A 23,796-nucleotide genomic window follows, 5' to 3' on the forward strand; every position below is an offset into this window, starting at 1 on the left:
GCACCGTGATCTTCCTGGACGCCGCCGCCACGACGCCGGTCCGCCGTGAGGTCCTTGAGGCCATGTGGCCGTACCTCAGCGGGGACTTCGGCAATCCGTCGAGCCACCATTCGCTCGGCGACGCCGCCGCCGCGGCGCTCGCCGGTGCCCGGGAGACGACGGCGAAGGCCCTGGGTTGCCGCCCCGGCGAAGTCGTCTTCACCGCCGGCGGGACGGAAGCGGACAACCTCGCGGTCAAAGGCATCGCCCTGGCCCGCCGCGCGGCCGATCGGCGACTGGACCGGGTGGCGATCTGCGCCGTCGAACACCCGGCCGTGGAAGAATCCGCCAGGTACCTCGAACGCGTCCATGGTTTCGCCGTGGACGTGGTCCCGGTGGACCGCTACGGGCAGGTGAGCGAGGAAGCGCTCGCGGCCGTACTTCGGCCGGAAACCGCGCTGGTGAGCGTGATGTACGCCAACAACGAGGTGGGTACGGTCCAGCCGGTGGCCCGGCTGGCGGCACTGGCCCGGGGTCTCGGCATCCCGTTCCACACCGACGCCGTGCAGGCCGCCGGCTGGCTGCCCCTGGATGTGCGCGGGCTAGGGGTCGACGCGCTGAGCCTGTCCGGCCACAAGCTGGGCGCCCCGAAAGGCTGCGGGGCGCTGTATGTGCGCGGCCGGACCCGGCTGGAGCCGCTGATCCACGGCGGCGGGCAGGAGCGCGGCCGCCGCTCCGGTACCGAAAACGTGGCCGGGGCCGTGGCCCTGGCGACGGCGCTGGGCCTCGCCGGGCCGTCGCAGCGGGAGGCCTCGGCGCGGGTCGCCACCCTGCGTGACGACTTCATTGCCGAGGTCCTGGCCGGGGTGCCCGGCGCCTTCCTCACCGGCCATCCGGCGGACCGGCTCCCCTCGGTTGCATCGTTCTGCTTCCCGGGCACCAGCGGGGAATCGGTGCTGCTGGAGCTCGAACGCCAAGGAGTGATCTGCTCCAGCGGCTCGGCCTGCGCGGCTGGTTCCGACGAGCCCTCCCCGGTGCTGCTGGCCATGGGGATCGGCGCCGAGGTGGCGCAGACGGCCGTGCGCTTCAGCTTCGATTCGTCCGTCACGGCGGCCGAGCTGCGCGAAGCGGCAGCCGCGGTGCGCACCGCCGTCGGCAGCATCCGCACCCTCGGCGGCTGAATAGGCTAGCGGTGCCGGGCGCGGCGGAAGATCCAGTGCCGGAGCATGGTGAACCGCACGGCCGTGGCCAGGAAGCCGGATAAAGTGGTGGTCCAGAGCTCGTCCGCCACCGTCGCGTCGGGGTTGACCCAATGCAGCACCCCGAGGCTGCCGCCGGTGATCAGCAGCGCAACGGCGATCACTATCAGCCCGTTCAGGTGGTCGCGCTTCATCCGGTGGCGTTCGGTGATCTTGAACGTCAGCCGGCGGTTCAGGGCCGTATTCATCAGCGAGGTCATGATCAACGCCGCCGCGTTGGCCGGCTGGGATCCGATCCACGGCCGCATGAACGCATACAGCGCCAGTGAGGTCACGGTGCAGACGACGCCGACGCCGGTGAAACGCAGGAGCTGCCGGACCAGCGGATAGCGGAGCACGACCCGGTGGCGGCGGCGCGTGGCCGCGGGCGACAGGGACTGCGAGGTTGGCTGCGCTTGTTGTAGCTGCGACTCCATCCGGCTAGTACAGCTCGCCGACCGGGATGTCCACGGCCAGGCGGTTCGACGGCCCGGCCAGGGGGCAGGCCCACGCCTCGTTGTACGCGCAGGAGGGGTTGTAGGCGAAGTTGAAGTCCAGCACGAACTCGGCGGCGTCACACCGGAACCGGTGACGCCGTGGAAGGCGCCCTTGATGGTGTCCAGCAGGTAGCGGCCGGCGCCGTAGCTGCCGCCGGGCTGGCCGGCGGTGGCATCCCGGAACGGCACGAAAATCCCGCCGCCGTAGCCGTTGAGCTTCCAGACCGCCAACTGGCCCATCTCGGGCAGGTCGAAGGTGCCCAGCCGGACAAAGCGGACCATTCCGTCGGTCCCGGTCTCGACGTTCATCTCCCGCCCCGCGCCCTCTTTGGTGATCGGGACGTGGAAGCGGTAGATCGGGTCGTAGTCGGCGGTCTTCAGGCCGCCGAAGCTGGCTTTGGCCTCGTCGGTCAGCGGCGACGCCGGGTGCGTACCGAACATGCGGTCGCGCTCGTGCCGCCAGTAGGAGTGCGCTTCGGCCGGGCTGTCCGCGGCGATCTTCCGCACGGTGGCGTACAGCGCAAAGGTCCGGAGCCGCCAGTCCGCGATGTCGACGGCGGACATCCGCGCGACACCGTCCGGCTCGCCAAAGTCCGCTCCATCAAAGTGCTGTTCAGCCATCCCCCCAGCCTAGCCGGGTTTCGTTGCAGGAAATGCGGCGGGCCCTGCCGTCGGCTGCGCCAGACGGGCCGTAGGCTGTCGCGCATGCACACCAACGCCCCCGCAGGGTCCGCCCTCCGCGCCGCCACCTCGCTGGCAGAACTCGTCCGGTTCCGCACCGTGTCCTCCCGGGTTCCCGCCGAGGTGGACACCGCCGAGTTCGAGGCCTTCCTGGCCGCCCTGCCCCGGCTCTACCCCGCGGTCCATGCCGCACTGGAGATGGAACGCGTCAACGGGCTGGCAATCCTGTTCCGGTGGCCCGGCACCGGCACCGACGACTCCGACGCCGGGACCCGAAACCGTGCCGCCGTGCTGATGGCGCATTACGACGTCGTCCCGGCCGGGGACGGGGACGCGTGGACCCATCCGCCGTTCTCCGGCCACAATGACGGCACCCACCTGTGGGGACGCGGCACCCTCGACGACAAGGGCCAGCTGGTCGCCATCCTGGAGGCCGCAGAATCCCTGCTGGCAGCGGGCTTCGCGCCTGCAGATGACATCTACTTCTCCTTCGGCAACAACGAGGAAACTGCCGGTGACAGCGCCGCAGCCGCCGCCGGACTCCTCGCCGCCAGGGGAGTGCGGCCCTGGCTCGTGCTGGACGAGGGTGGCGCCGTCGCGGGAGACGCTTTCCCGGGCGTGAGCCGGCCGGCCGCCGTCGTCGGTGTGGCCGAAAAGGGGATCCTGGACGTGGAACTGCTGACCCGCGACCCCGGGGGACACGCCTCGACGCCGCCGCGGATGGGGGCGACGGCGCGGCTTGCCCGGGCCATCACCCGGATCGAGCGCAGCCCGTTCCCGCAGAGCCTGCCGGAGGTGACCGCGGAGATGCTCCGGCGCTTCGGCCCGCACGCACCGGCCCCGTTGCGGGTTGCCTTCGCGTACCTGTCGCTGCTCAGGGTCCCCATGACCTGGCTTTTCGGCCGGATGGGGAACGAAACCAACGCGATGACCCGCACCACGGTGGCGGTCACCACGCTGGAGGGCAGCGCCGGCGCCAACGTGCTGGCCGCGACGGCCAAGGCGAACGCCAACATCCGGGTCGCCGTGGGGGACACCGTGGCCGGAACCGTGGAGCGGCTGCGGAAGGTTATCCGCGATCCGAAGGTGGAGCTGCGGGTCGTGGAGGGCAACGAGCCCACACCGGTCAGCGACTTTGCGGGACCGCAGTGGGAGCTGCTGGAGGACTGTATTGCCGAGATCTTCCCGGAGGCGATCATCACGCCGTACATCATGATGGGCGGAACGGACTCGCGCCGCTTCACCGGGATCTGCGACGCCGTATACCGGTTTGCGCCCTTCGCCATGGACGCCGGGGACCGCGGCTCGATCCACGCCGTGGACGAGAAGATTTCACTCGAGACCCTGGGCCGGGGCGTCCGCTTCTACGAAACGCTGCTCCGGAAACTCTGAACCGCCACGGGCCCCGGCTACGCTGTCACCATGACTGGGACGGCTATCTCCCGCGCACTCCGGATTGCTGCTGCGCTGGCGCTCACCGCGGCGGCGCTCGCCGGCTGCAACGCCGACGGCAAAGGCACGCCGGCCTGGACGGCGGGGAGTCCGGGCGGAAGCTCGAAGGCGGACCCCTCCGCCGGGACCGCGCCGCCGGCGTCGCCGGGCGCCTCTGCCTCGGCGTCGGGGACCGCGACGGGCAGCCCATCCGCGGGCGCCTCCGCGGGCGCGACGGCGGCTGCCTGGAAGACCTTCACGGACCCTGCTAAGAACGTCAGCTTCGACCTGCCGCAGGAATGGATTGCCCAGTCGCTCACCCCGGCGCAGGGCACCCTGCCGGGGGCGCTCAAGATCGAGGTCAAAGATGCGGACGGCCGGTACCTGGCCACGCTGCAGACCGGACTGCCGGCCCAGGCGGCCGGCGCCTGCACGGGCGATGCCGCCAAACCGTACGTCGTGGTCAGCAGCGTTCCGGTGGAACTGCCGCACCGCGGCGGGGAGGGGGCCATCGACCCGCACGTGGTGTTCCGGGTCATCCAGGGCTACAAGTACTTCGGGTCCTACGGCATCACCAACGTGGTCGGGGGAGCGGAGGGCAAGTCCTGCTCCCTGCAGAACGTGGTGCGCGGGCCCGACGGCAAGGGCGACTATTCGTTCGGCGACCTCGCCGAACTCAAAGCGTTCGCCCCCGACCAGAAAGTCGCGCCGGCCAAGTCTTTTGACACGCTGGCCCAGGCGGACAAATACGTCAACGAGGGGTCGGAATTCGCCAATGTCCAGCGGATGCTAATGTCGCTGAAGATCAAAAACTAGTCCCGCCGCCGGCATCATCGCGGCTGGGGCGATTGCCCGCCCGCAGAGCACTCAGCGGCTTCGCTCGTACCCCTCCGGAGATCCATGGAACGCATCGTGACCGCACGCCTGGCCTTCAAGACCGTGGCCGACACCAAGGTCGCGATGGCGGTGGCCGTGGCCCGCAACCCCGGCTACAGCGGATTCGAGGAGTCGCTTTCCGTCACGGCCGGCGGCGAGGACGTGCCCCTGACCGAGCTGTCGGATTACCACGGCGGGCGCTTCCACTACATGGAGTTCGCCGAGCCCACCGAGGTCCTGGTCGAATACGGCGCCACCGTCACCGGGTCCGCGGCGCCTGAAGAGCCCGGACTGATGGAGCTCATCCGCTACGTGCGCCCCAGCCGGTACGCCGAATCCGACCGGCTTCTCCCGACCGCGTACGCCGAGTTCGGCGGCCTGCAGGGCGGGGAACTCCTCCACGCCGTGCGGGACTGGGTGTTCAGCGAGCTGCGCTATGTCAGCGGATCGTCGCGCGGCACCGACGGCGCCGTAGAGACGTTGCTGCACCGGCGGGGCGTCTGCCGGGACTTCGCCCACCTGGCGATTTCGCTGCTGCGGTCCAAGAACGTCCCGGCGCGCCTGGCCGCGGTGTACGCTCCCGGGCTGAGCCCGATGGACTTCCACGCCGTGGCCGAAGCCCACGTCAACGGGGCCTGGCACGTGATCGACCCGACCGGACTGGCGCCCCGGGAGAGCATGCTCCGGATTACCGCCGGCCGGGACTCCTCGGACACGGCGTTCTTGTCCACCGTCGGCGGCAGCCTCTCGTTGAAAGAACTCAAGGTCACCGCCACGGTCACCGGTGAACTGCCCGTAGAGGACCCGGCCGCGCTGGTCACCATCCGCTAGCTGCGCCAAAAGCGCGAGCGGGCCCGGGCCCCGCTAGCGCGCCTGGACTGCGGTCCGCAGCTTTTCCGTCAGGCGCAACAGCTCGCGCTGTTCCTCGTCGGTCAGGGCGGGGGCCACCAGGGCGGCAATGTCGCGGACGTGCTCTCGGCCGATCTGCTTCTGCAGGTCCCGGCCGGCGTCGGTAAGCCGGACCAGGACACCGCGGCCGTCGTCGGGGGCGGGCCGCCGTTCCACCAGCCCCCGCTTTTCCAGCCGCTCCACCAGCCGGCTCAGGCTCGACTGGCTCAAGAGCACGTGGTCGTTGAGTTCATTCTGGCGTAGCCAGCCGGAAGGGCAGCCGGAGAGCGTGAACAGCACGTCGTACTCGTTCACGGCCAGGGCCTTGAATGCGGGCCCGGACTGCAGCCTGCGCATCACGGCCACCTGGGCGCGGAACAGGGACTCCCAGGTTTCCGCGGCCAGGCGGACCGGCGATTCGGTCCTGGCTGACATCATGCCTCCTGGGGGGCGGCGTCCCGGGATGCCAGCGAGGCGGCGACACGGGCGGCGTGGGTCGGCGGTTCCGGGACGTGGGCCGGCGTCTTCTCGGCGTACTCCTTGCGGAGCACCGGCAGGACTTCCTCGCCAAACAGGTCCAGCTGTTCCAGCACGGTCTTCAAGGGCAGTCCGGCGTGGTCGATCAGGAACAGCTGGCGCTGGTAGTCGCCGAAGTACTCGCGGAAGGTCAGGGTCTTCTCGATGACTTCCTGCGGGCTGCCAACGGTCAGCGGGGTCTGGGACGTGAAGTCCTCGAGCGAGGGGCCATGGCCGTAGACCGGGGCGTTGTCGAAGTAGGGACGGAACTCCTTGACGGCGTCCTGTGAGTTCTTCCGCATGAAGAACTGGCCGCCCAGGCCCACAATCGCCTGGTCCGCCTTGCCGTGGCCGTAGTGCTCGTAGCGTTCACGGTAAAGGCCGATCAGCTGCTGGTAGTGCTCCTTCGGCCAGAAGATGTTGTTGGCGAAGAAGCCGTCCCCGTAGTACGCGGCGACTTCGGCGATCTGCGGCGTGCGAATGGAGCCGTGCCAGACGAAGGGGGCGACGCCGTCGAGCGGGCGCGGGGTGGAGGTGAAGTTCTGCAGCGGGGTGCGGTGCTTGCCCGACCAGTTGACCGTGTCCTCATCCCAGAGCCGGCGCAGCAGGGAGTAGTTCTCGATCGCGAGTTCGATCCCGTCCTGGATGTTCTTGCCGAACCAGGGGTAGACCGGGGCGGTGTTGCCGCGGCCCAGGACCAGGTCCACCCTGCCGTCGGCGAGGTGCTGGAGCATTGCGAAGTCCTCGGCGATCTTCACCGGGTCGTTGGTGGTGATCAGCGTCGTGGCGGTGGAAAGGATGATCCGTTCCGTCTGCGCCGCGATGTAGGCCAGCGTGGTAGTGGGGGAGGAGGAGAAGAACGGCCGGTTGTGGTGCTCGCCGATGGCGTAGACATCCATGCCGATCTCTTCGACCTTTTTGGCGATCGCCACCGAGGCCTTGATGCGCTCGTGTTCGGTCGGGGTGCGGCCCGTGGTGGGGTCCGTGGTGATGTCGCTGACGCTGAAGACGCCGATCTGCATGGTGTTCCTTTCCCTGGCCGGAAACTTCCGGTGCTGTTTCCACTATAGCCGATTTAGATGCATTTGCATCTATCGTCCGGTACAACGCCCGCCACGCCGGGATATTCCCTGTCCTCCGGGGAGCCGGCGGCGCCCGGCCCTAGGATGCAATCAATCGGCTGGCCGCCAGGTGTCCAGCCCGCCCGGAAGGTCCCCATGCGCCGCATCGTTGCTTTTCTGTGTCTGGTGGAACTCACCAGCGGAATCCTGCAGGGCTACTACACCCCCATCCTCACCGACATCGCCCGGCACCTGGGGATCCACGACGGCGACGTCAACTGGTTCGAGGCCGCCCAGTTGACGGTCAGCGCCCTGGCCGTGCCCGTGCTGGCAAAGCTGGGGGACCTGTACGGCCACCGCAGGATCCTGCTCGTCTCCACTGTCCTCACCGCAGCCGCCTCCTGGGGCGTGGCGCTGGCGCCGGATTTCTGGACGTTCCTCGCCGCATGGTCCCTGCAGGGCTTCTACGTGGTCTGGCTGCCGCTGGAGATCGCCCTGGTCTTCAGCCGGGTGCACGGACTGCCCGACGGCGCTGCCCGCACCCGCCGCGCGGCCGGCGTCCTCGTGGGGGCGCTGGAATTCGGTGTCATCGCCGGCGCCCTCGCGGCCGGGGCCCTCGTGGAAGTGTTCGCCGGGCAGCTGCAGCTGGTGCTGATGCTTCCGGCGCTGGCCGTGACCGCCTGCTGGTTCGCCATCCGCTTCGGCGTGCCAGAATCGACCGGGCGCGCCAGCGGCCGCGTGGACACCGGCGGCTTCGCGCTGCTCGCCGTCGGGCTGCTGCTGATCACCTCCGGGCTGACCTTCATGCGGCTCAACGGACCCGGCGCCTGGTGGGCCTGGGTGCTGGTCGCGGCCGGACTGCTGGTCTTTGTTCCCTTCGTCCGCGTCCAGCTGCGCCGCGAGGACCCCCTGGTGGACATCCGGATGCTGCGGTCCAAGTCCATGTGGCCCGTGCAGCTGACCGCGGGCCTGTTTGGCGTCTCCGTGCTGGGTGCCCAGGCCCCGCTTTCCACCTTTGCCCGGACCGATCACGCGCTCCACGGCTACGGGCTGGGGCTGCGTGCGGGCCAGGTTTCGATCATCATCGGTGTGTACGTGCTCGCCCTGCTGGTGGGGGCACTGCTCTACCCCGTGGTAACCCGCCGGCTTACCCCGCGCTGGACCCTCGTGGGCGCGGCGGCGCTTGTGGGCGTCGGCTACCTGCTGTTTTTGCCCCTGCACGGCAGCCTGGCCGAGGCGCTGGTCAACATGGCGGTGGCCGGCGTCGGCTCCGGGGCGCTGGTGGCGGCACTGCCTTCCGCTGCGGCTGCCGCGGCGCCGCTGAACCGGACCGCGATGGCCACAGGGCTGACGAACACCACCAAGACCATCGGGGGAGCCTTCGCTTCCGCGGTCTTCGGCATTGCGCTGCTCAGCCACGTCCTGGGCGACGCCGGTGCTGCCGCGGACGCGGCCCAGACCGCGGCGCCGCTGGCCGGCTACCTCACGGTATGGGCCGTCTGCGGGGTCACCGGACTGGCCGCGGCCGCCGCCCTAATGCTCGTGCCTCGGCTGGCGTTCTCCGACCCCGGCCCGGCCCCCGCTGAAACGCCTGCCGAAACCCCCGAGCTCGCTTCCGCCCCCAAAAGATCCGTCCCATCACCAACTAGCTCGCAATAGGTGTCGGGGAGGGCGGACCCTAGGTGCGGAGCGCCGGGGCCTCGTCCGGTTCGTCGGCCTCGTCATGCTGGTTCAGGCCGGCAGCCGTGCCCACCGTGCCCACCGCGTCCGCCGGTGCGGGCTGGGCGCGGCGGCCGTGGGCCGGCTTGCCACCGGCGGCCTTCTGCAGCGCCCTGCGTTCGCGCCGGCCCTCGACGAGCCGGTACAGCACCGGGACCAGGACCAGGGTCAGGGCGGTGGAGGAGATGAGTCCGCCGATCACCACAATCGCCAGCGGCTGGGAGATGAAGCCGCCGCCACCGGTGAGGCCCAGCGCCATCGGGGTCAACGCGAACACCGTGGCCAGCGCGGTCATCAGGATCGGCCTGAGGCGCTGCCTCGCGCCGTGCGTGATCGCCTCCGCCACGCTCATCCCGGGCTCGCCGTTGCGCGGCTGGCGGTACTGGTTGATCAGGTCGATCAGCACGATCGCGTTGGTCACCACGATGCCCACCAGCATCAGCATGCCGATCAGCGACGGAAGCCCCAGCGGGACGCGGGTCACGAGCAGCAGCGCGATGGCGCCGGTGGCTGCGAACGGGACCGAGACAAGCAGGATCAGCGGCTGCACGAGCGACTTGAAGGCGGCCACCATGATCACGTAGACGATGGCGATGGCGGCGAGCAACGCCAGCCCGAGCTGCCCGAAGGACTCGGCCTGCTGGGTCGTGGCGCCGCCGATTTCCGCGGTGACGCCCGGCGGGAGCTTGACGTTCTTGAGCCGGGCGGCAACCTCGGTGCTGACCGCGCCGAGGTTGCCGCCCGACGGCGTGATGGAGACGCGCGCGGTCCGCTGGCCGTTGCTGGCCGTGACGGAGACCGGAACGTCCACCTGTTCCACCGAGGCGATCGAGGACAGCGGAACCGGCCCGCGCGCCGTCGGCAGCGGAAGGTCGCGGACGGCGCCGATGCTGGTGAATCGGGTGCCCTCTCCGATCCGGACCGGGAAATCGGTGGTGCCAATGCGGACGGTGCCGGCCGGGATCGGGCTGATGGTGGAGGCCAGCACGCCGGCGACCTGCTGTTCGTTCAGGCCGGCCGCGACGGCCTTGGCACGGTCCACCTTGACCTGCACCACGGGCTGGCTTGCAGCCAGGTTGGTGCTGACCTCGGAGGAGCCGGGGACGCCGTCCATGGCCTTGACCATGGCGTCGCTGGCGGTGCGGAGGTCCGCGGAGCTGGCGGCCTTGAGCGTGATGTCCACCGTCGACGTCGTGCCGAAGCCGCCCTGCTGCGAGCCGACGGTGACCTTGCCGGCCCCGGAGATCTTGGCGAGTTCGCTGCGGACAGTGTCCTGCAGCTGGCCCTGGTTGAACTTCTCTTCGGTCACCACGGTGAAGCTGGAATTCGCCGCCCCGGTCGACTGCAGTGCCGAGAATCCGGTCTGCGCGTTGCCGGTGGTGACCTGGACGTCCTTGATCCCGTCGATGCCCCGCAGCACGGTTTCGACCTTGATTGCCGCGGCGCTTCCCTCGGCCAGGCTGGTGCCGGCCGGAAGGGCCTGCTTCACGGTCATGCTGTTTTCGCCGGAACGGCCCAGCAGGTCGGTGGCGAGCAGCGGCGTCATGGCCGCGGTCCCGCCGAGGACCAGTACGGCAGCGACCAGCGTTATCACGGGATGCCGCTGGGTCTTCGTGAGGATCGGGAGGTAGCCGCGCTGCAGGAAGCTGCGCTGTTCGGCTTCGTGAGCCTTTGCCGCGGTCTCGCGGGCCGAGGCTTCGGACACGGCGTTCCCGGCCTTGTCCGCAGGCGTCCGCAGGAACCAGTAAGCCAGCACCGGAACGATGGTCAGCGAGACCAGCAGCGAAGACACCAGGGCGATCGTGACCGTGAGCGCAAAGGGCCGGAAGAGCTCGCCGGCGAGTCCGGCCACGAAGGCGATCGGCAGGAACACCGCCACCGTGGTGAGCGTGGAAGCGGTGATCGCGCCGGCGACTTCCCGGATGGAGGTCAGGATGGCGGTGATTTTCTGTTCGCCGTAGCTGAGGTGCCGCTTGATGTTCTCGATCACCACGATCGAGTCGTCCACCACGCGGCCGATCGCGATGGTCAGCGCCCCAAGGGTCAGGATGTTCAGCGAATACCCGGTGGCGGAGAGACCGATGAACGTGATCAGCAGGGACAGCGGGATGGACACGGCGGTGACCAGCGTGGAGCGCACCGAAAGCAGGAACAGCAGGATGACGGCGACGGCGAAGCCCAGCCCCAGCAGCCCCTCGGTAGTGAGGTCCTTGATGGACTTCTCAATGAACGGCGCCTGGTCGAAGACCGGCGTGAACTTGGCGTTCGAGCCCAGCTCGGCCTCAAGCTGCGGGATGGAGTCCTTCACCGCATGCGAAATGCCGACCGTGTCGCCCTCCGGCTTCTTGGTGACCGACAGGGCCAGGGTTTCCTTGCCGTTGGTCCGGGTGATCGAGGTGCGGGCGTCCTCGGTGACGCTGACATCCGCCACGCTGCCGATGGTGGCGGCGTCGCGGGCACCTCCCAGCGGCAGGGCCTTGACCGCGTCGAGGGAGTCCACCGGACTGCCGATCTGCAGCGAAAGTGTCTTCCCCTGCTCCTCGATGCTGCCCGCGGGCACCAGCGAACCGTTGTTCTTCAGCGCGTCCGTAATGGAGGCGATGGTGGCGCCGGAGGCCGCCATGGCCTCGGGCCGCGGCAGGATCTTGATGTGCTGGGTGGCCCCGCCGGTCACCTCGGCTCCCCGGACGCCGTCGAGCTTCTGCAGCCGCGGCACGCTCAGGCGGGCCAGGTCCGCGTTGAGTTCGCTGAGCGGCTTGTCCGAGGAAACCGCGAGGTAAACGATCGGGAAGTCACTGATGCTGCCGGCGATCGCCTGCGGCTGGACGTCTTTCGGCAGCGCCTGCTTGGCGTTGGAGATGGCACGGTCGATCTGGTTCCGGGCCCTATCCAGGTTGGAGCCGTAGGTGAACACGAGCGTGATCTGGGAGACGCCGTTGCGCGAGGTCGACGACGTCGACTCCAGCCCCTCGACGCCGTTGAGCGCCGTCTCGAGCGGGCCGCTGATCTGCTTGTCCACGACTTCCGGCGAGGCCCCGGGCATCGAGGTGATGACCGTGATCTGCGGGAACTCGATGGACGGAATGAGCTCCTGCTTGAGCGAGGACATCGTGATCACGCCGAAGACGGAGGCGAAGACGGTGATCAGCGCGATCAGCGCCCGGTTTCCTAGCGAGAGCTTGGCCAGCCGGAACATCTCATGGTCTCCTGGTGGGTCGACGGACGCACGTCACAACATGACGTCAAAAGGAATAAACGTGCCGCAACCCCACAGGGTTTCAGCGGGTGGCGCTGACCGGTTCAAGCTGGAGGGCAGCGGCCGTCTCGGCCTCGAGCCGGGCGGCGAGTTCCGGGTTCTCGTTGAGCTTGACGCCGTAGCCGGGCATCATCTCCTTGAGCTTGGACTGCCAGCCCTTGAAGTTCTTCGGGAACGACTTCTGCAGGAGTTCGATCATGATCGGCACCGCGGTGGAGGCTCCCGGGGACGCGCCCAGGAGGGCGCCGATGGTGCCGTCGCGGCCGGCGATGACCTCGGTGCCGAACTGCAGCACGCCGCCCTTCTTCGGGTCCTTCTTGATGATCTGGACCCGCTGGCCGGCGGTGATGAGCTCCCAGTCGCCGTCCTTGGCCTCCGGGTAGTACTCCCGCAGGGCCTCCACCTTGGCGCCGTGCCGCTTGGCGACTTCCTTGACCAGGTAGGCGGTGAGATCCATGTTGTCCTTGGCCACGGCCAGCATCGGGATGATATTGGAGGGACGGATGGACAGCGGCAGGTCCAGGTAGGAGCCGTTCTTGAGGAAGTTGGTGGAGAAGCCGGCGTAGGGTCCGAAGAGCAGGGACCGCTTGCCGTTGACGAACCGGGTGTCCAGGTGCGGCACGGACATGGGCGGAGCGCCCACGGATGCCTGCCCGTAAACCTTGGCGCTGTGCTGGGCGGCGAGGGTCTCGTCGGTGCAGCGGAAGAACTGGCCGGAGACCGGGAAACCGCCGAAGCCCTTGCTTTCGGGGATGCCCGAGGCCTGCAGCAGGTGCAGCGCCCCGCCGCCGGCGCCGACGAAGACGAACTTCGCGTGGATCGAGCCGTGTTCGCCGGAGCGGGGGTGCTTGAGCGACAGGTCCCAGCCGCCGTCGGAGGCACGCTTGAGGTCGGTGACGTCGTGGCCGTAGTTGATTTCCACACCGTTGTTGCCGAGGTAGCCGGTCAGCTCGCGGGTCAGGGCGCCGAAGTCGACGTCGGTGCCCTCGGCGGCGCGGGTTGCCGCGATGTGCTGCTTCGGGTCGCGGCCCTTGACGATCAGCGGCGCCCACTTGGCGATCTGGGCGTGGTCCTCGGAGAACTCCATGGAGCGGAACAGCGGGTTCGGCTTGAGCGCTTCGTAGCGGGTCCGGAGGAACTTGGCGTTGGCGTCGCCGACCACGAAGCTCATGTGCGGCACCGTGTTGATGAAGCCCTTGGGGGAGCCGATCAGCGAGTTGGTGACCAGGTGGGACCAGAACTGGCGGGACAGCTGGAACTGCTCGTTGATGTGCAGGGCCTTGGCCGGGTCCACCGAGCCGTCCTTGGCCGCGGGGGAGTAGTTAAGCTCACACAGGGCGGCGTGCCCGGTGCCCGCGTTGTTCCACGGATCGGAGCTTTCCAGGCCCGGCCGGTCCAGGCGCTCGAACAGCGAAATGGTCCAGTTCGGCTCCAGCTGCTTGAGGAAGGCGCCCAGCGTGGCGCTCATGATGCCGCCGCCAATCAGGACGACGTCGGCATGTTGGGTCTTGGAAATGAAAGTCACAATCAGTCTCCGATAGCAGCGGCTCTGGCTGTCACAGAATATCCCTGCACCGCCCACTAACTGAAATTGGGTGCCTCCGTCAAGGCTTTAACACGACCTTGGTGAAAACTTCGTTCAGGACGGGCGAGGCCGGGTACTTCAGGACCCGGTCGGAGAGCGCCAGCGCCGAGATCGGGAACGCGATCGGCACGGCCGGGACGGTCGCGGCAATCTGGGCGTTGATGGTCTGGTACTGCTCGGTGCGATCCTTGCCGTCAGGCAGGCCGCGCGCCCGGGCGATCTTGGAGAACACCTGGGGATCCTGGTAGCCGAACTCGCCGGTGTTCTCGCCGAACAACGGGCCCACGAAGTTGTCCGGATCGGCGTAGGAGCCGTTCCAGCCGAGCAGGTGCAGGGCGTGGTCCCCGGGGGAGGTGACTTTCTGGAGGTAGCCGTCGGACCAGTCCACCGGAACCGGCTTGATGTTGAGACCGGCGGCGGTGAGCTGGCGGCTGATCTCGGCGTAGACCTTTTCCGGAGTCGGCAGGTACGGCCTGGCGACGTTGAGCGGGTAGTAGAACTTCAGTTCCTCGCCCTTGTATCCGGCCTCGGCGAGGAGTTCCTTGGCCTTGGCGGGATCGTGTCCCAGCGAGGGGGCATTGTTGTTGAAGCCGCTCAGCTTCGGCGGGACGAACTGGGAGGCCGCCGCGGTGTTGTCGATGAAGAACTTGCGGATCAGGGTGTCCTTGTCCAGGGCCATCTCGATCGCCTGCCGGACCTTGAGGTTCTGCAGCACGGGCACTTCCTGGTTCATGCCCAGGTACATGACCGAGAATGGATCACGCTGGATGATCTGCTTGCCGCGCTTGACCAACTGGTCAAAATTTCCCACCGTGACCGAATCGAAGGCATCGATCTTGCCGTCCAGCAGCGCCTGCAGCCGGGTCTGCGGGTGGTCGTAGCTGATGAAGTTGATGGTTCCGATCTGGCCCTTGTCGCCCCAGTAATCCTTGTTGCTGGTCAGCGTGACGGTGTTGTTGTCCCACGAGCCGAAAACGTAGGGGCCGGTGCCCACCGGGTGCAGGGCATAGGCGGACACGGCCTGTCCTTCGCGGGTCTGGGTGAGCGCGTCGGCGGACTGCGCGGCGAGGGCCTTAGGCGAAGAGATCGCGAAAGCGGGCAGCGTCAAGGCTTGGAGGAAGCCCGTGAACGGCTGGGTGAGGTCGATCCGGACACTGTTCGCGGCCAGGGCGGTGCAGCCCTTGTAGATGGACAGCGAGGCCTGGTCGGCGTGGGCCTTGAAGACCCCCTTGAAGGTGCTGCCCGTCGCCTGCTTCCGGAGGGCAGCGGGGAAGTTGAACCAGCGGTTGAAGTTGGTGCACACCGCGGCCGCGTCGAAGACCGTTCCGTCCTGGAATTTCACGTTCTCGCGGAGCTTGAAGGTGTAGGCGCGGCCCTCGTTGCTGTCGTTCCACTCCGTTGCCAGCAGGGGGGTGGGCTTGCCGCTGGTCTGGTCGACCCCGATCAGCCCCTCGAGTACCTGGCGGGTGATGCGGTAGGAGTCGACGTCGGAGACGAGCGCCGGGTCCAGGCCCAGTGGCCGCGAGGCGGTGCCGAAGTTGAATGTGGCGGTGGGGGCGGCGTCGGACGCGCTGGCGGTGGACGGCGACGGCGCCGGATCGGGTGTTCCGGTGCAGGCTGCGAGCGGCAACAGCAGCAGGACTGCACTGACACCGGCCGCGATGCGGCGCAACGTCCTGCGGGGGCCGGTCGTGGTCGGCGCGTTACTGCTGGGCACTGAAGGAATCACCTCTGGGGAACTGTAAGGCCGCCGGCTGCGGAACAGCCCCAGTCTAGTAGACCGGGCTGCGGATCCCGGCGCTGCCGCCGCGGCGGTGACCGGAAGCGAACCCGGTACACCGGCCCGCAACGGTCGAAGGCCCGCACCAACAGGTGCGGGCCTTCGTTTCTCCTCGTGGATCCAGGGAGTCAGTCTGGAGCCGGGCAGGAGGGTCTTGGGGTTGCCTACTTGGGCATCAGGACGGAGTCGACCATGTAGACCGTGGCGTTGGCCGTTTTGACGCCGCCGCAGACGACATTGGCGTTGTCGACCTTGAGCGCGTCCTTGGTGCCGGTGACGGTGACGGAACCGCCCTGGACCGTCTTGTGGGTGCCGACGATCTTGTCAGGGCTGATCTTGCCGGGCACCACGTGGTAGGTCAGGATCTTGCTCAGCAGGGCGTCGTCCGTCTTGAGCGCTTCGATGGTGGCGGGGTCGATCTTCTTGAACGCGTCATCCGTCGGAGCGAAGACGGTGAATTCGCTGCCGTTAAGGGTGTCCACCAGGTTGACCTTGGGGTTGAGCTTGCCGGAGACGGCGGCGGTCAGGGTGGTCAGGATCGGGTTGTGGGAGGCGGCCACGGCCACCGGATCCAGGGCCATGCCGGACACGGAGCCCGCACCGCTGGGAACCTTGGCGGCGTAGCCGGCGCAGCCGGGGCCGACGAGGTCCGCTGCCGGGTCCATCGCGGCGGCGGAAGAGCTCATGGACGGCGACGGCGCCATGCTCGAGGCGGACGGCGTGGAGGCCGGAGCCGAGGAGGAGCTTGAACCGGTGCTGGAACCGCCGCAGGCAGTGAGGCTGAGCATGGTTGCGGCAGCGATACCTGCAACGGCGAAAGTCGTGCGCTTGATGGTCTGCATTTCGAATCTCCTTTGTTGTGCCGATTTCGTTGCCGGCAGCGAACGTCTTTGCCGCTGTGGCCCTTATCCGACTGATGGGCACCGACCCTTGGTTGGTGTCTCAATGGGTATTCGGGGGTTCGGCGGAAAGGGATGGGTGGGATTCGAAATTCTTTTTTGGCGTGTCAGTTTTCCCCGGAACGGCCGTGTGCCAGTCCGGTGGTGTAGCCGGCCGGGCCGGACCCGTTGATGATCAGCTGTTCAGCCCTGGCCGTGCCCCTACTTGGCGGCGGGGGCGAGGGAGGCGATGAGGTCCTCGATCCGGGACTTGATCTCGTCGCGGATGGGGCGGACGGCGGCGACGCCCTGGCCGGCCGGGTCCTCGAGTTCCCAGTCCTCGTAGCGCTTGCCCGGGAAGATCGGGCACGTGTCGCCGCAGCCCATCGTGATAACGACGTCGGATTCCTTGACAGCCTCGGTGGTGAGGACCTTCGGGATTTCGGCGGACATGTCGATGCCGAGTTCGGCCATGGCCTCGACGGCGGCCGGATTGACCTGCTCGGCGGGCTGGGAGCCGGCGGACCGGACCTCGATCGCGCCGTTGGAAAGCGTGGTCAGGAAGGCGGCAGCCATCTGCGAACGGCCGGCGTTGTGGACGCAGACGAACAGGACGGAGGGCTTTTTGGCGGTTTCGGTGCTCACGGGTTTCTCCTGGAGGTTCTGGTTAGGCGGAAAGGGGGCCGGCGGCGAAGTAGCGTTTGCGGGCCCGGAGAGCCACGTAAACCAGTGCAACAAGGACGGGGACTTCAATCAAGGGCCCGACGACGCCGGCCAGGGCCTGCCCGGAGGTGACGCCGAAGGTGCCGATCGCCACCGCAATGGCGAGTTCGAAGTTGTTGCCCGCCGCCGTGAACGCCAGCGTGGTGGTCTTCGCATAGCCCAGGTTCAGCCCCTTGCCGACCAGCATGCCGGCGCCAAACACGACCAGGAAGTAGATCAGCAGGGGCAGCGCGATCCGGGCCACGTCCAGTGGACGGGACGTGATCGGTCCGCCCTGCAGGGCGAAGAGCAGGGTGATAGTGAACAGCAAGCCGTAGAGCGCCCACGGGCCAAGTTTTGGCAGGAACGTGTCCTCGTACCAGTCGCGGCCCTTGGTCTTTTCGCCGATTGTCCGCGTGAGGAAACCTGCGACCAGCGGGATGCCGAGGAACACCAGCACGGAGGCGGTGATGGCCCAGAACGAGAAGTCTGCGCTGGCGGTCGGCAGGCCTAGCCAGGCTGGCAGGAGTTCGAGGTAGAACCAGCCCAGCGCGCCGAACGCGATGACCTGGAAGACGGAGTTGATGGCCACCAGTACGGCCGCGGCCTCGCGGTCGCCACAGGCCAGGTCGTTCCAGATCATCACCATCGCGATGCAGCGGGCCAGGCCGACGATGATGAGCCCGGTGCGGTAGTCGGGCAGGTCCGGAATGAAAATCCAGGCGAGGGCAAACATGAAGGCCGGGGCCAGCACCCAGTTCAGTACCAGCGAGGTGATCATGAGCTTGCGGTCGCCGATCACGCGGTGCGCCTGGTCGTAGCGGACTTTGGCCAGCACCGGGTACATCATCACCAGCAGTCCGACGGCGATGGGCAGCGACACTTCGCCGACTTTGACGGCCTCAAGCGCGGTGTTCAGTCCCGGGATGACGTTGCCAAGAAGCAAGCCGATCACCATGGCGGCGATGATCCAGACGGGCAGGAAACGGTCAAGGGTGGAGAGCCTGGAGCCAAAGGCAACGCCGGCTTCGACGTCGGGCGGCTGGACTGTCTGGGTGCTCACGGGGCTCCTGCGCTGCGTTGGTGCTGCTCGGTCGTTGCTGCCGGGACGTTGCTGCCCGGCAGAAGATTGATGCTTGTCGATATGAAGCATTGCCAACTATATCGATGAATGTCAATGAGTGTGCATAATAGGCACATGAATTCCCTGCAAACGATTGAGCCGGCCGTCGACGAGGGCTGCTGTGCACCGTCTGACCAGGCTGTCCTCAGTGCAGCGGATGCCCAGCGCAAGGCCCAGGTGTTCAAGGCCCTGGCCGATCCCAACAGGCTGCGGCTGCTTTCCATCGTCAAGGGCGCCGGCGCCGGGGAGGCCTGCGTTTGCGATCTCACCGAACCGCTGGACCTCGGCCAGCCCACCGTGTCGCACCACCTCAAGATCCTGGTTGATGCGGGCCTGCTGCACCGTGAAAAGCGCGGTACGTGGGCGTATTACTCCCTCGTCCCCGGCGCGCTGGAGCACACGGCCGGCCTCCTCGCGTCCCTTTGACCCGGAGCCCGGTGACCCACAGTCCGAGGCCGAGGCGCCGGATTGGCCCCGTTCCAAAGCTTTGCGCTTTCCGTCCCACCGCCTGGTGGCGCAGGTGCTCCGGATTGCCCGGAGGGCCCACGGCCCTGCGGCCGGCCAGTGGCGGGACACGATTCTGATCGAACGGCGCACGGGGGTCCTTTAGTTCTTGTGCTGCCAACCCGCCGGCGTCGAAGGTAGGTCCTGTCAGCTGTCGATGCGACTGCAACCAAGGAGGGCGCCATGAGTGCCGAGACCCCCACCACCGAGGCCCGGCTGCTTGCCATGCTGGAAAACATCAGGACGGCCACTGCCAACACGCGGCAGGCGATGGAATCACCGGGCGACGAGGACTGGGTGCAGGACGGGGAGTCCGATGCCGAGTACCTGCGGTCGATCCAGCGGGACACGATCGCCAAATTGGACGCCACCGCCAAGGACATCGAAGCCCTGCTGGCTGGGCACCCCGACCGCTCGCAATAACGGAGGAACCCCGGTCCGAAGACCGGGGTTCCAAGGTGCGCAAGGGGGGACTTGAACCCCCACGCCCGAAGGCACAGGAACCTAAATCCTGCGTGTCTGCCAATTTCACCACTCGCGCGCGGCGCCGTCGTCCGGGAGTCCCGGGGGACCCGACGGCGGATGCCAGAAATTATTCTACATTCGGCTGCGCAGTGCGGGGGCCCGCGCCCGCGGGACGCGGCTGCCGGGGCTGGCGGGGCTGACGGGGCTGCCCGCTAGGCGTCCAGTTTCAGGTCGCGGCGCAACTTGGCGACGTGGCCGGTGGCGCGCACGTTGTACTGGGCCAGCATGACCTTGCCGTCGGGACCCACCACCACGGTGGAACGGATGAGCCCCTCGTAGCTGCGGCCATAGTTCTTTTTCTCGCCCCATGCCGCGTACGCCTCGGCCACGGTGTGGTCGGGATCGGAGAGCAGCGGGAAGCTGAGCCCCTCGGCCGCCGCGAAGCGGGCGAGCTTCTCGACGGGGTCGGGGGAGATGCCCACCACCTCGTAGCCTGCCCCCCGCAGGGCGGCGAGCGAGTCGCGGAAGTCGCAGGCCTGCTTGGTGCACCCCGGCGTGGCGGCCGCTGGGTAGAAGTAGACCACCGTGTTCTTGCCGCGGAAGTCCTGCAGGCCGACGTCGCGTCCGGCCGAGTCCTGGAGTCGGAAATCGGGTGCGTCGTCCCCGGGGGCGAGTCGTTCAGGCATGATGTTCTCCTTGACAAATTTGCGGATTTCCAGCCTAGTGAGCGCGGGGGCGGGCGGCGAATCGTACAGTCGTTATACTCTTTGGTATGCCTGATATGGATCGCTGGCCCACCGGCCGCCTATTGTCAACGGCAGCACGCCTTGTAGAACACGCTTGGAACGAGAAGCTCGGGGCCATCGGCTTGACCCACGCCGGTGTGATCGCGATGGAAGTGCTCTCCGCCCAGGGACCTATGACCCAAGCCCAGCTGGCGCAACTCGTCCGGGTCCAGGCCCAGACCATGGGGAAGACGTTGAGCCGGCTCGAAGCCCACGGCCACATTTCCCGGGAGCGTAGCGCCTCCGACCGCCGCAGCCATGTGGTGACGCTGACCGACCGCGGACGCGAGGCCGTGGCGGCCGCCGCGGACATGGAACGCTCAGTCCTTGCCGCGGCATCGATCGACCCCGATTCGCTGCGGCACGAACTGCAGTCCGTGGTCCGCGAACTGGCCAACAGGATATCCACGACGGAGGCCACTGCCCTCGTGATCGTGGAGCCTGCGGTCCCCGCCGAGGCGAACAACGTCAACTAGGGCCCGGGATGCGGGGGAGCCTTACGCCGTCGGCGAGCCAGCGCGCGAGGCGCGCCTTGCGCGGCAGGGCTGAGGCTTTCCGTGTCATGCCCGGTGCCCGGGGTCCGGCTCGCATAGGGTTTTCCTATGGAAACGGCGCCGCCACCCGAACTGGATGGGCAGACCTCGATCAACGAGCTGCTCGATGAGCCCGTCGGGGCCACGCCGCTCCAGCTTGCGCTTCCCATCCACTTTCAGCTGGCGGCGGCCGGCCACCGCTAGGGGCGTTCCGCGGAGCTGCCGGCCGAAAATCGGTCGAAATCCCCGGGCCCACTCGCGGCGGAACGTAGGATGTCTAGGATGAGAACGCGTAGGAGTGCCATAGTCGGCACGGCCCTGACCGCCCTCGCCCTGGCCGCCCTCGCCGTCGCGGCTCCTGCCGCCGCGGAGCCCTGCGGTCCGGTGGTGGTGGATCCGTTGGGCCTGTGCCAGTCGCCGGCCACACCGACCCCGAAGCAGTCCAACACCCCAACGCCGTCACGGACGGCCCTGCCAGCACCATCGGCCCCTCCGGCGGCGCCAGCACCCGCAGTTCCCCCGGCTCCTGTCCCCAGCGCCCCTGAAGCCTCTTCGGCTCCCGCCACGGTTCCGGCGTCGTCGGCCGCACCCGCCGGCGATTCGGCGTCGCGCCCCGCGCCGTCCTCCAGTGTCACGACGACGGCGACGCCCGCGCCCCCGGCTCTCCCGGCTGAGCAGACGGCCGACGCCGTCACCGGCCCGCGGGCCGCGGGGTCCGAAACAACGGCTGGAGCCGTCCTGCTGGCCATAGGCGGGCTACTGCTGACTGCGTCTGCTGCCCTGGGACTCAGCCGGCGCCGCGACCGGCTGTCCTAAGCCAGCGGCGCCTCCGGCCGCCCCTCACTCGGATCCTTCGGCCATCAACGCCCGAACGTACACTTGGGGCCCACTTCGGCGGCAAAAGCCGGGCCCCAAGTGGACGTTCGCGCCGATCGGGCGCGGCCACCTGTTTCGGGCAACGAAAAACCCCGCCCTGCTCGCTTTGCAGCCAGTCAGGACGGGGTTTTCTCTGTGGTGCACCCCCCGGGACTCGAACCCGGAACCCATTGATTAAGAGTCAATTGCTCTGCCAGTTGAGCTAGAGGTGCAGCTGTTGTTTTCGTTCCCCTCGGGCTTTTTATTTCCCGCGGTGTTCTCCGCAACGACATGAAACTCTACACGAGTTTTGATGCAGTGTGAAATCGGGGCGTGCACCCTTGGGTGGGGCTAGCCGCTGAGGCTTAAAACCAGCACAAAATCAGGGATTTGGCCGTTGCTGAGAGCCCAGAGGCGGCCGTCCGGAGCCAGGGAAACGTCGCGGATTCGGCCGTAGTCGCCTGTGAAATAGGCCACAGGATCTCCGGCAAACTCACCCCGCAAGGGGACGGCCCAAAGGCGCTGGCCACGAAGCGCCCCCAGATAGGCCGTGTCGCCGACTATTTCGAGGCCGCTCGGAGAGGACGACGCCGTCGAGGGCCAGACCACTTTTGCGTCCAGGAAACCCTCGCGGTGCGGCGCGCCGGTGACCTCGGGCCAGCCGTAGTTGCCACCCGGGACGATCAGGTTCAGCTCGTCGTCCACGTCCGGACCAAACTCGCTCGCCCAGAGCCGCCCCGCACTGTCCCAGTCGAGACCCTGGACGTTGCGGTGCCCAAGGCTGTAAACGGGGTTGTCGCCGAAGGGGTTGCCCGGGGCAGGTTTGCCGTCTGGGGTGAGGCGGAGGATCTTGCCACCCAGGGCGTTCCGGTCCTGCGGCTGGTCACGGCGTTGGGAGTCGCCGGTGCCGACGTAGAGATAGCCGTCGGGGCCGAAGCGTATGCGGCCGCCGTTGTGCGTTGAGGCCTTGGGGATCCCGCTGAAGATGACTTCGGCGGCCCCCAGTCCCAGCTGTGCGCCGCTGCCCTCAAGCCGGAAGCGGGCAATCCGGTTGTCGCCCTGCGCGGTGAAGTAGGCGTACAGGTACCGGTCTGCCGTGAAGTCCGGAGACAGCGCCAGCCCGAGCAAGCCGCCTTCGCCGCCGGGGACGACGTCGGGCACCTTGCCGATGGTTGCGGGGGCGATGGTGCCCTGGCCGTCGGCGGCAGGACCTTCAGCAGCGCGCTGTCCCGTTCCGAGATCACGGCGCTGCCGTCCGGCAGGAAGACGAGGGACCATGGCAGCGCCAGCCCGGCGTCGATGCGACCGACCATTTGCGGCGTCCCCGGGCGTGGGAAGTTCGGGCCTGTGGCGGTCGGGTTGCCGGCGGGCCGGCTGGTGGCGGGCTGGCTGGGAGCCGGGGGAGGGGTCGCGCTGCCGGTGCAGCCGGCCGTGCTGAGGGACACCGCAGCTGCCGCCAGGACAGCCCGCAGCAGCGACGGCCGCGGCACGGGCTACGACCGGGAGCGGCGCGGCGGCCGGAAGCCCGCCGCTTCGGCGTGGGCCGCGGACTGGAACCAGACCTCGGCGCGGGTTTCCTCGTAGGAGGGGCTGGTCTCGTCGTGGTAGATCATCGACGAGGCGTTGCCCTTGACGGTGAACCCCTCCGGCCCGCTGCCGTCGGCGGCCGGGGCCGCGGACCCCTCGCCGTAGGGGTCCTCGACCGCCAGGTGCCCGGCCGGCGGGGCGGTGTGGCTCGCTGAACCCTCGGAGGCCGCGGCCGAGGACGCCACCTGCGCCGTCTCCAGGTCGGCAGCCTCGGCCGCCGCGGATTCCGCGCCGGGAAGCGTAGGGGCGTGCGGCTCGGTGTATTCAGGGTGGTGGATCGGGGCGTGGTCGGCGGTCTGCGGCGGGATCTGCGCGGTGTGGGCCCCGTGGGGAAGGTCGTGGTGTGGAAGGTCGTGGTGCGTTGCGGTGTGCGCCTCGGCCGGCGGCGTTTCGGACCACTGCGTCTCCCACTCCGGATTGCCTTCCGCGCTTGCCTCAGCGCCGACACCCTCCGTGTGGCCACGCTCCGTCACCGCGCTCTCCATCGCCGCCCCCTCCGCCGCCGCGCCCTCCATCGGCGCGGTGGCTGCGGGGGCGCCCGCTGCCGCGGTGGCGTCGTCGGCGGTCGTCGGCGGCTCCGGCTCGGCGTTGCTGAAACCTGCGGCCGACGGTATCCCCGTGGTGGCGGCCGCGGAGGCCGATGCGGCGGCGGTCCCGCCGGACAAGGCGCCGTCGTGGCCTCCCCGGCCCGGGGTGGCCTGCGGCGCGGCGGCGGATCCGGCCCCCGTGGACGTCGATGTTCCGGCAGCGCTGCGGGAACTGTTGCGGTTCAACAGCCACCACACGACGCCGACAATCACCACGATGACGATGAGCCAGATAATCCAATCCATGGCCGAATCCTTCTGTCCGAGCGG

21 protein-coding genes, 2 tRNA genes and 2 pseudogenes are annotated in these 23,796 nt (G+C 68.4%); 10 read left to right on the plus strand and 15 right to left on the minus strand.

Annotated features, from left to right (window positions below; translation table 11 throughout):
- Positions 1-5 precede the first annotated feature (5 nt).
- Entirely contained in the window at positions 6-1,160 is a 1,155-nt protein-coding gene (locus tag ACZ5Z0_RS15510) for a cysteine desulfurase family protein (protein ID WP_464109191.1), read from the plus strand.
- 5 nt (positions 1,161-1,165) lie between these two features.
- Here ACZ5Z0_RS15510 and ACZ5Z0_RS15515 read toward each other — a convergent pair whose 3' ends face one another.
- The gene (locus tag ACZ5Z0_RS15515) at positions 1,166-1,654 is read right to left on the minus strand and encodes a GtrA family protein (protein WP_464109192.1); all 489 of its coding nucleotides are present in this window, start codon (positions 1,652-1,654) and stop codon (positions 1,166-1,168) included.
- A gap of 4 nt (positions 1,655-1,658) precedes the next feature.
- A pseudogene (locus ACZ5Z0_RS15520) lies at positions 1,659-2,335 on the minus strand (DUF1684 domain-containing protein).
- Positions 2,336-2,419: 84 nt separating this feature from the next.
- Between ACZ5Z0_RS15520 and ACZ5Z0_RS15525 the strand changes: the two are divergent.
- From ACZ5Z0_RS15525 to ACZ5Z0_RS15535, 3 genes are all read left to right on the plus strand, one after another.
- Positions 2,420-3,787 carry a M20/M25/M40 family metallo-hydrolase gene (locus ACZ5Z0_RS15525; RefSeq protein ID WP_464109193.1) on the plus strand — a complete coding sequence of 456 codons (1,368 nt, stop codon included), beginning with the start codon at positions 2,420-2,422 and terminating at the stop codon, positions 3,785-3,787.
- Positions 3,788-3,817: 30 nt separating this feature from the next.
- Complete coding sequence (locus ACZ5Z0_RS15530) at positions 3,818-4,642, plus strand: hypothetical protein (RefSeq protein ID WP_464109194.1); 825 nt, start codon at positions 3,818-3,820, stop codon at positions 4,640-4,642.
- A gap of 84 nt (positions 4,643-4,726) precedes the next feature.
- Positions 4,727-5,533: a transglutaminase-like domain-containing protein gene (locus tag ACZ5Z0_RS15535; protein ID WP_464109195.1), complete on the plus strand. Its 807-nt coding sequence runs from the start codon at positions 4,727-4,729 to the stop codon at positions 5,531-5,533.
- Positions 5,534-5,566: 33 nt separating this feature from the next.
- Here ACZ5Z0_RS15535 and ACZ5Z0_RS15540 read toward each other — a convergent pair whose 3' ends face one another.
- Together ACZ5Z0_RS15540 and ACZ5Z0_RS15545 are read right to left on the minus strand one after the other, a co-directional pair.
- A complete protein-coding gene (locus tag ACZ5Z0_RS15540) occupies positions 5,567-6,028 on the minus strand; it encodes a MarR family winged helix-turn-helix transcriptional regulator (RefSeq protein ID WP_464109196.1) in 462 nt (153 codons plus the stop codon).
- Positions 6,025-7,128, minus strand: coding sequence for an LLM class flavin-dependent oxidoreductase (locus ACZ5Z0_RS15545; protein WP_138768955.1), 1,104 nt, complete (start codon positions 7,126-7,128; stop codon positions 6,025-6,027). Before ACZ5Z0_RS15545 ends, ACZ5Z0_RS15540 begins: the two co-directional genes overlap by 4 nt.
- A 225-nt stretch (positions 7,129-7,353) precedes the next feature.
- Between ACZ5Z0_RS15545 and ACZ5Z0_RS15550 the strand changes: the two genes are divergently transcribed.
- The gene (locus ACZ5Z0_RS15550) at positions 7,354-8,826 is read left to right on the plus strand and encodes an MFS transporter (RefSeq protein ID WP_464109197.1); all 1,473 of its coding nucleotides are present in this window, start codon (positions 7,354-7,356) and stop codon (positions 8,824-8,826) included.
- 19 nt (positions 8,827-8,845) lie between these two features.
- Here the strand turns inward: ACZ5Z0_RS15550 and ACZ5Z0_RS15555 are convergent, their stop codons facing one another.
- From ACZ5Z0_RS15555 to arsB, 6 genes are all read right to left on the minus strand, one after another.
- Positions 8,846-12,082 (minus strand): efflux RND transporter permease subunit, encoded by a 3,237-nt coding sequence (locus ACZ5Z0_RS15555; RefSeq protein WP_464109198.1) that lies wholly within the window; start codon positions 12,080-12,082, stop codon positions 8,846-8,848.
- Positions 12,083-12,164: 82 nt separating this feature from the next.
- Positions 12,165-13,667 carry a malate:quinone oxidoreductase gene (locus tag ACZ5Z0_RS15560; protein WP_464109199.1) on the minus strand — a complete coding sequence of 501 codons (1,503 nt, stop codon included), beginning with the start codon at positions 13,665-13,667 and terminating at the stop codon, positions 12,165-12,167.
- Between the two features lie 79 nt (positions 13,668-13,746).
- A complete protein-coding gene (locus ACZ5Z0_RS15565; protein WP_464110803.1) occupies positions 13,747-15,399 on the minus strand; it encodes an ABC transporter substrate-binding protein in 1,653 nt (550 codons plus the stop codon).
- A 272-nt stretch (positions 15,400-15,671) separates the two neighbouring features.
- Entirely contained in the window at positions 15,672-16,349 is a 678-nt protein-coding gene (locus ACZ5Z0_RS15570; RefSeq protein WP_464109200.1) for a fasciclin domain-containing protein, read from the minus strand.
- A gap of 258 nt (positions 16,350-16,607) precedes the next feature.
- The gene (locus tag ACZ5Z0_RS15575; RefSeq protein ID WP_464109201.1) at positions 16,608-17,030 is read right to left on the minus strand and encodes an arsenate reductase ArsC; all 423 of its coding nucleotides are present in this window, start codon (positions 17,028-17,030) and stop codon (positions 16,608-16,610) included.
- A gap of 22 nt (positions 17,031-17,052) precedes the next feature.
- A complete protein-coding gene (gene arsB, locus ACZ5Z0_RS15580) occupies positions 17,053-18,150 on the minus strand; it encodes an ACR3 family arsenite efflux transporter (protein ID WP_464109202.1) in 1,098 nt (365 codons plus the stop codon).
- A 135-nt stretch (positions 18,151-18,285) separates the two neighbouring features.
- Between arsB and ACZ5Z0_RS15585 the strand changes: the two genes are divergently transcribed.
- Both ACZ5Z0_RS15585 and ACZ5Z0_RS15590 read left to right on the plus strand, forming a co-directional pair.
- Complete coding sequence (locus ACZ5Z0_RS15585; RefSeq protein ID WP_464109203.1) at positions 18,286-18,636, plus strand: ArsR/SmtB family transcription factor; 351 nt, start codon at positions 18,286-18,288, stop codon at positions 18,634-18,636.
- Between the two features lie 261 nt (positions 18,637-18,897).
- Positions 18,898-19,137 carry a hypothetical protein gene (locus ACZ5Z0_RS15590; protein WP_464109204.1) on the plus strand — a complete coding sequence of 80 codons (240 nt, stop codon included), beginning with the start codon at positions 18,898-18,900 and terminating at the stop codon, positions 19,135-19,137.
- Between the two features lie 36 nt (positions 19,138-19,173).
- Here the strand turns inward: ACZ5Z0_RS15590 and ACZ5Z0_RS15595 are convergent.
- Both ACZ5Z0_RS15595 and bcp read right to left on the minus strand, forming a co-directional pair.
- Positions 19,174-19,255: transfer RNA gene (locus ACZ5Z0_RS15595), tRNA-Leu, on the minus strand.
- Between the two features lie 136 nt (positions 19,256-19,391).
- Entirely contained in the window at positions 19,392-19,865 is a 474-nt protein-coding gene (gene bcp, locus ACZ5Z0_RS15600; protein WP_464109205.1) for a thioredoxin-dependent thiol peroxidase, read from the minus strand.
- Positions 19,866-19,960: 95 nt separating this feature from the next.
- On the opposite strand from bcp, the gene ACZ5Z0_RS15605 reads away from it, so the two are divergent.
- From ACZ5Z0_RS15605 to ACZ5Z0_RS15615, 3 genes are all read left to right on the plus strand, one after another.
- Positions 19,961-20,440 (plus strand): MarR family winged helix-turn-helix transcriptional regulator, encoded by a 480-nt coding sequence (locus tag ACZ5Z0_RS15605; RefSeq protein WP_464110804.1) that lies wholly within the window; start codon positions 19,961-19,963, stop codon positions 20,438-20,440.
- A 126-nt stretch (positions 20,441-20,566) separates the two neighbouring features.
- Positions 20,567-20,701: a hypothetical protein gene (locus ACZ5Z0_RS15610; protein ID WP_464109206.1), complete on the plus strand. Its 135-nt coding sequence runs from the start codon at positions 20,567-20,569 to the stop codon at positions 20,699-20,701.
- Positions 20,702-20,779: 78 nt separating this feature from the next.
- Positions 20,780-21,313: a hypothetical protein gene (locus ACZ5Z0_RS15615; protein WP_464109207.1), complete on the plus strand. Its 534-nt coding sequence runs from the start codon at positions 20,780-20,782 to the stop codon at positions 21,311-21,313.
- 196 nt (positions 21,314-21,509) lie between these two features.
- On the opposite strand, the gene ACZ5Z0_RS15620 is transcribed toward ACZ5Z0_RS15615, so the two are convergent.
- From ACZ5Z0_RS15620 to ACZ5Z0_RS15630, 3 genes and pseudogenes are all read right to left on the minus strand, one after another.
- Positions 21,510-21,585 (minus strand) — tRNA-Lys (locus tag ACZ5Z0_RS15620).
- Between the two features lie 118 nt (positions 21,586-21,703).
- Positions 21,704-22,665: pseudogene (locus ACZ5Z0_RS15625) on the minus strand (PQQ-dependent sugar dehydrogenase).
- Positions 22,666-22,845: 180 nt separating this feature from the next.
- Complete coding sequence (locus ACZ5Z0_RS15630) at positions 22,846-23,772, minus strand: sunset domain-containing protein (RefSeq protein ID WP_464109208.1); 927 nt, start codon at positions 23,770-23,772, stop codon at positions 22,846-22,848.
- Positions 23,773-23,796: the final 24 nt, after the last annotated feature.

This window comes from Arthrobacter sp. T2-23, from assembly GCF_055398325.1.

Coding starts and splice junctions, on each gene's coding strand:
- ACZ5Z0_RS15515 (WP_464109192.1), bottom strand. CDS start 1,654: ATGGAGTCGCAGCTACAACAAGCGCAGCCAACCTCGCAGTCCCTGTCG.
- ACZ5Z0_RS15525 (WP_464109193.1), top strand. CDS start 2,420: ATGCACACCAACGCCCCCGCAGGGTCCGCCCTCCGCGCCGCCACCTCG.
- ACZ5Z0_RS15530 (WP_464109194.1), top strand. CDS start 3,818: ATGACTGGGACGGCTATCTCCCGCGCACTCCGGATTGCTGCTGCGCTG.
- ACZ5Z0_RS15535 (WP_464109195.1), top strand. CDS start 4,727: ATGGAACGCATCGTGACCGCACGCCTGGCCTTCAAGACCGTGGCCGAC.
- ACZ5Z0_RS15540 (WP_464109196.1), bottom strand. CDS start 6,028: ATGATGTCAGCCAGGACCGAATCGCCGGTCCGCCTGGCCGCGGAAACC.
- ACZ5Z0_RS15545 (WP_138768955.1), bottom strand. CDS start 7,128: ATGCAGATCGGCGTCTTCAGCGTCAGCGACATCACCACGGACCCCACC.
- ACZ5Z0_RS15555 (WP_464109198.1), bottom strand. CDS start 12,082: ATGTTCCGGCTGGCCAAGCTCTCGCTAGGAAACCGGGCGCTGATCGCG.
- ACZ5Z0_RS15570 (WP_464109200.1), bottom strand. CDS start 16,349: ATGCAGACCATCAAGCGCACGACTTTCGCCGTTGCAGGTATCGCTGCC.
- ACZ5Z0_RS15585 (WP_464109203.1), top strand. CDS start 18,286: ATGAATTCCCTGCAAACGATTGAGCCGGCCGTCGACGAGGGCTGCTGT.
- ACZ5Z0_RS15590 (WP_464109204.1), top strand. CDS start 18,898: ATGAGTGCCGAGACCCCCACCACCGAGGCCCGGCTGCTTGCCATGCTG.
- bcp (WP_464109205.1), bottom strand. CDS start 19,865: ATGCCTGAACGACTCGCCCCCGGGGACGACGCACCCGATTTCCGACTC.
- ACZ5Z0_RS15605 (WP_464110804.1), top strand. CDS start 19,961: ATGGATCGCTGGCCCACCGGCCGCCTATTGTCAACGGCAGCACGCCTT.
- ACZ5Z0_RS15610 (WP_464109206.1), top strand. CDS start 20,567: ATGGAAACGGCGCCGCCACCCGAACTGGATGGGCAGACCTCGATCAAC.
- ACZ5Z0_RS15615 (WP_464109207.1), top strand. CDS start 20,780: ATGAGAACGCGTAGGAGTGCCATAGTCGGCACGGCCCTGACCGCCCTC.
- ACZ5Z0_RS15630 (WP_464109208.1), bottom strand. CDS start 23,772: ATGGATTGGATTATCTGGCTCATCGTCATCGTGGTGATTGTCGGCGTC.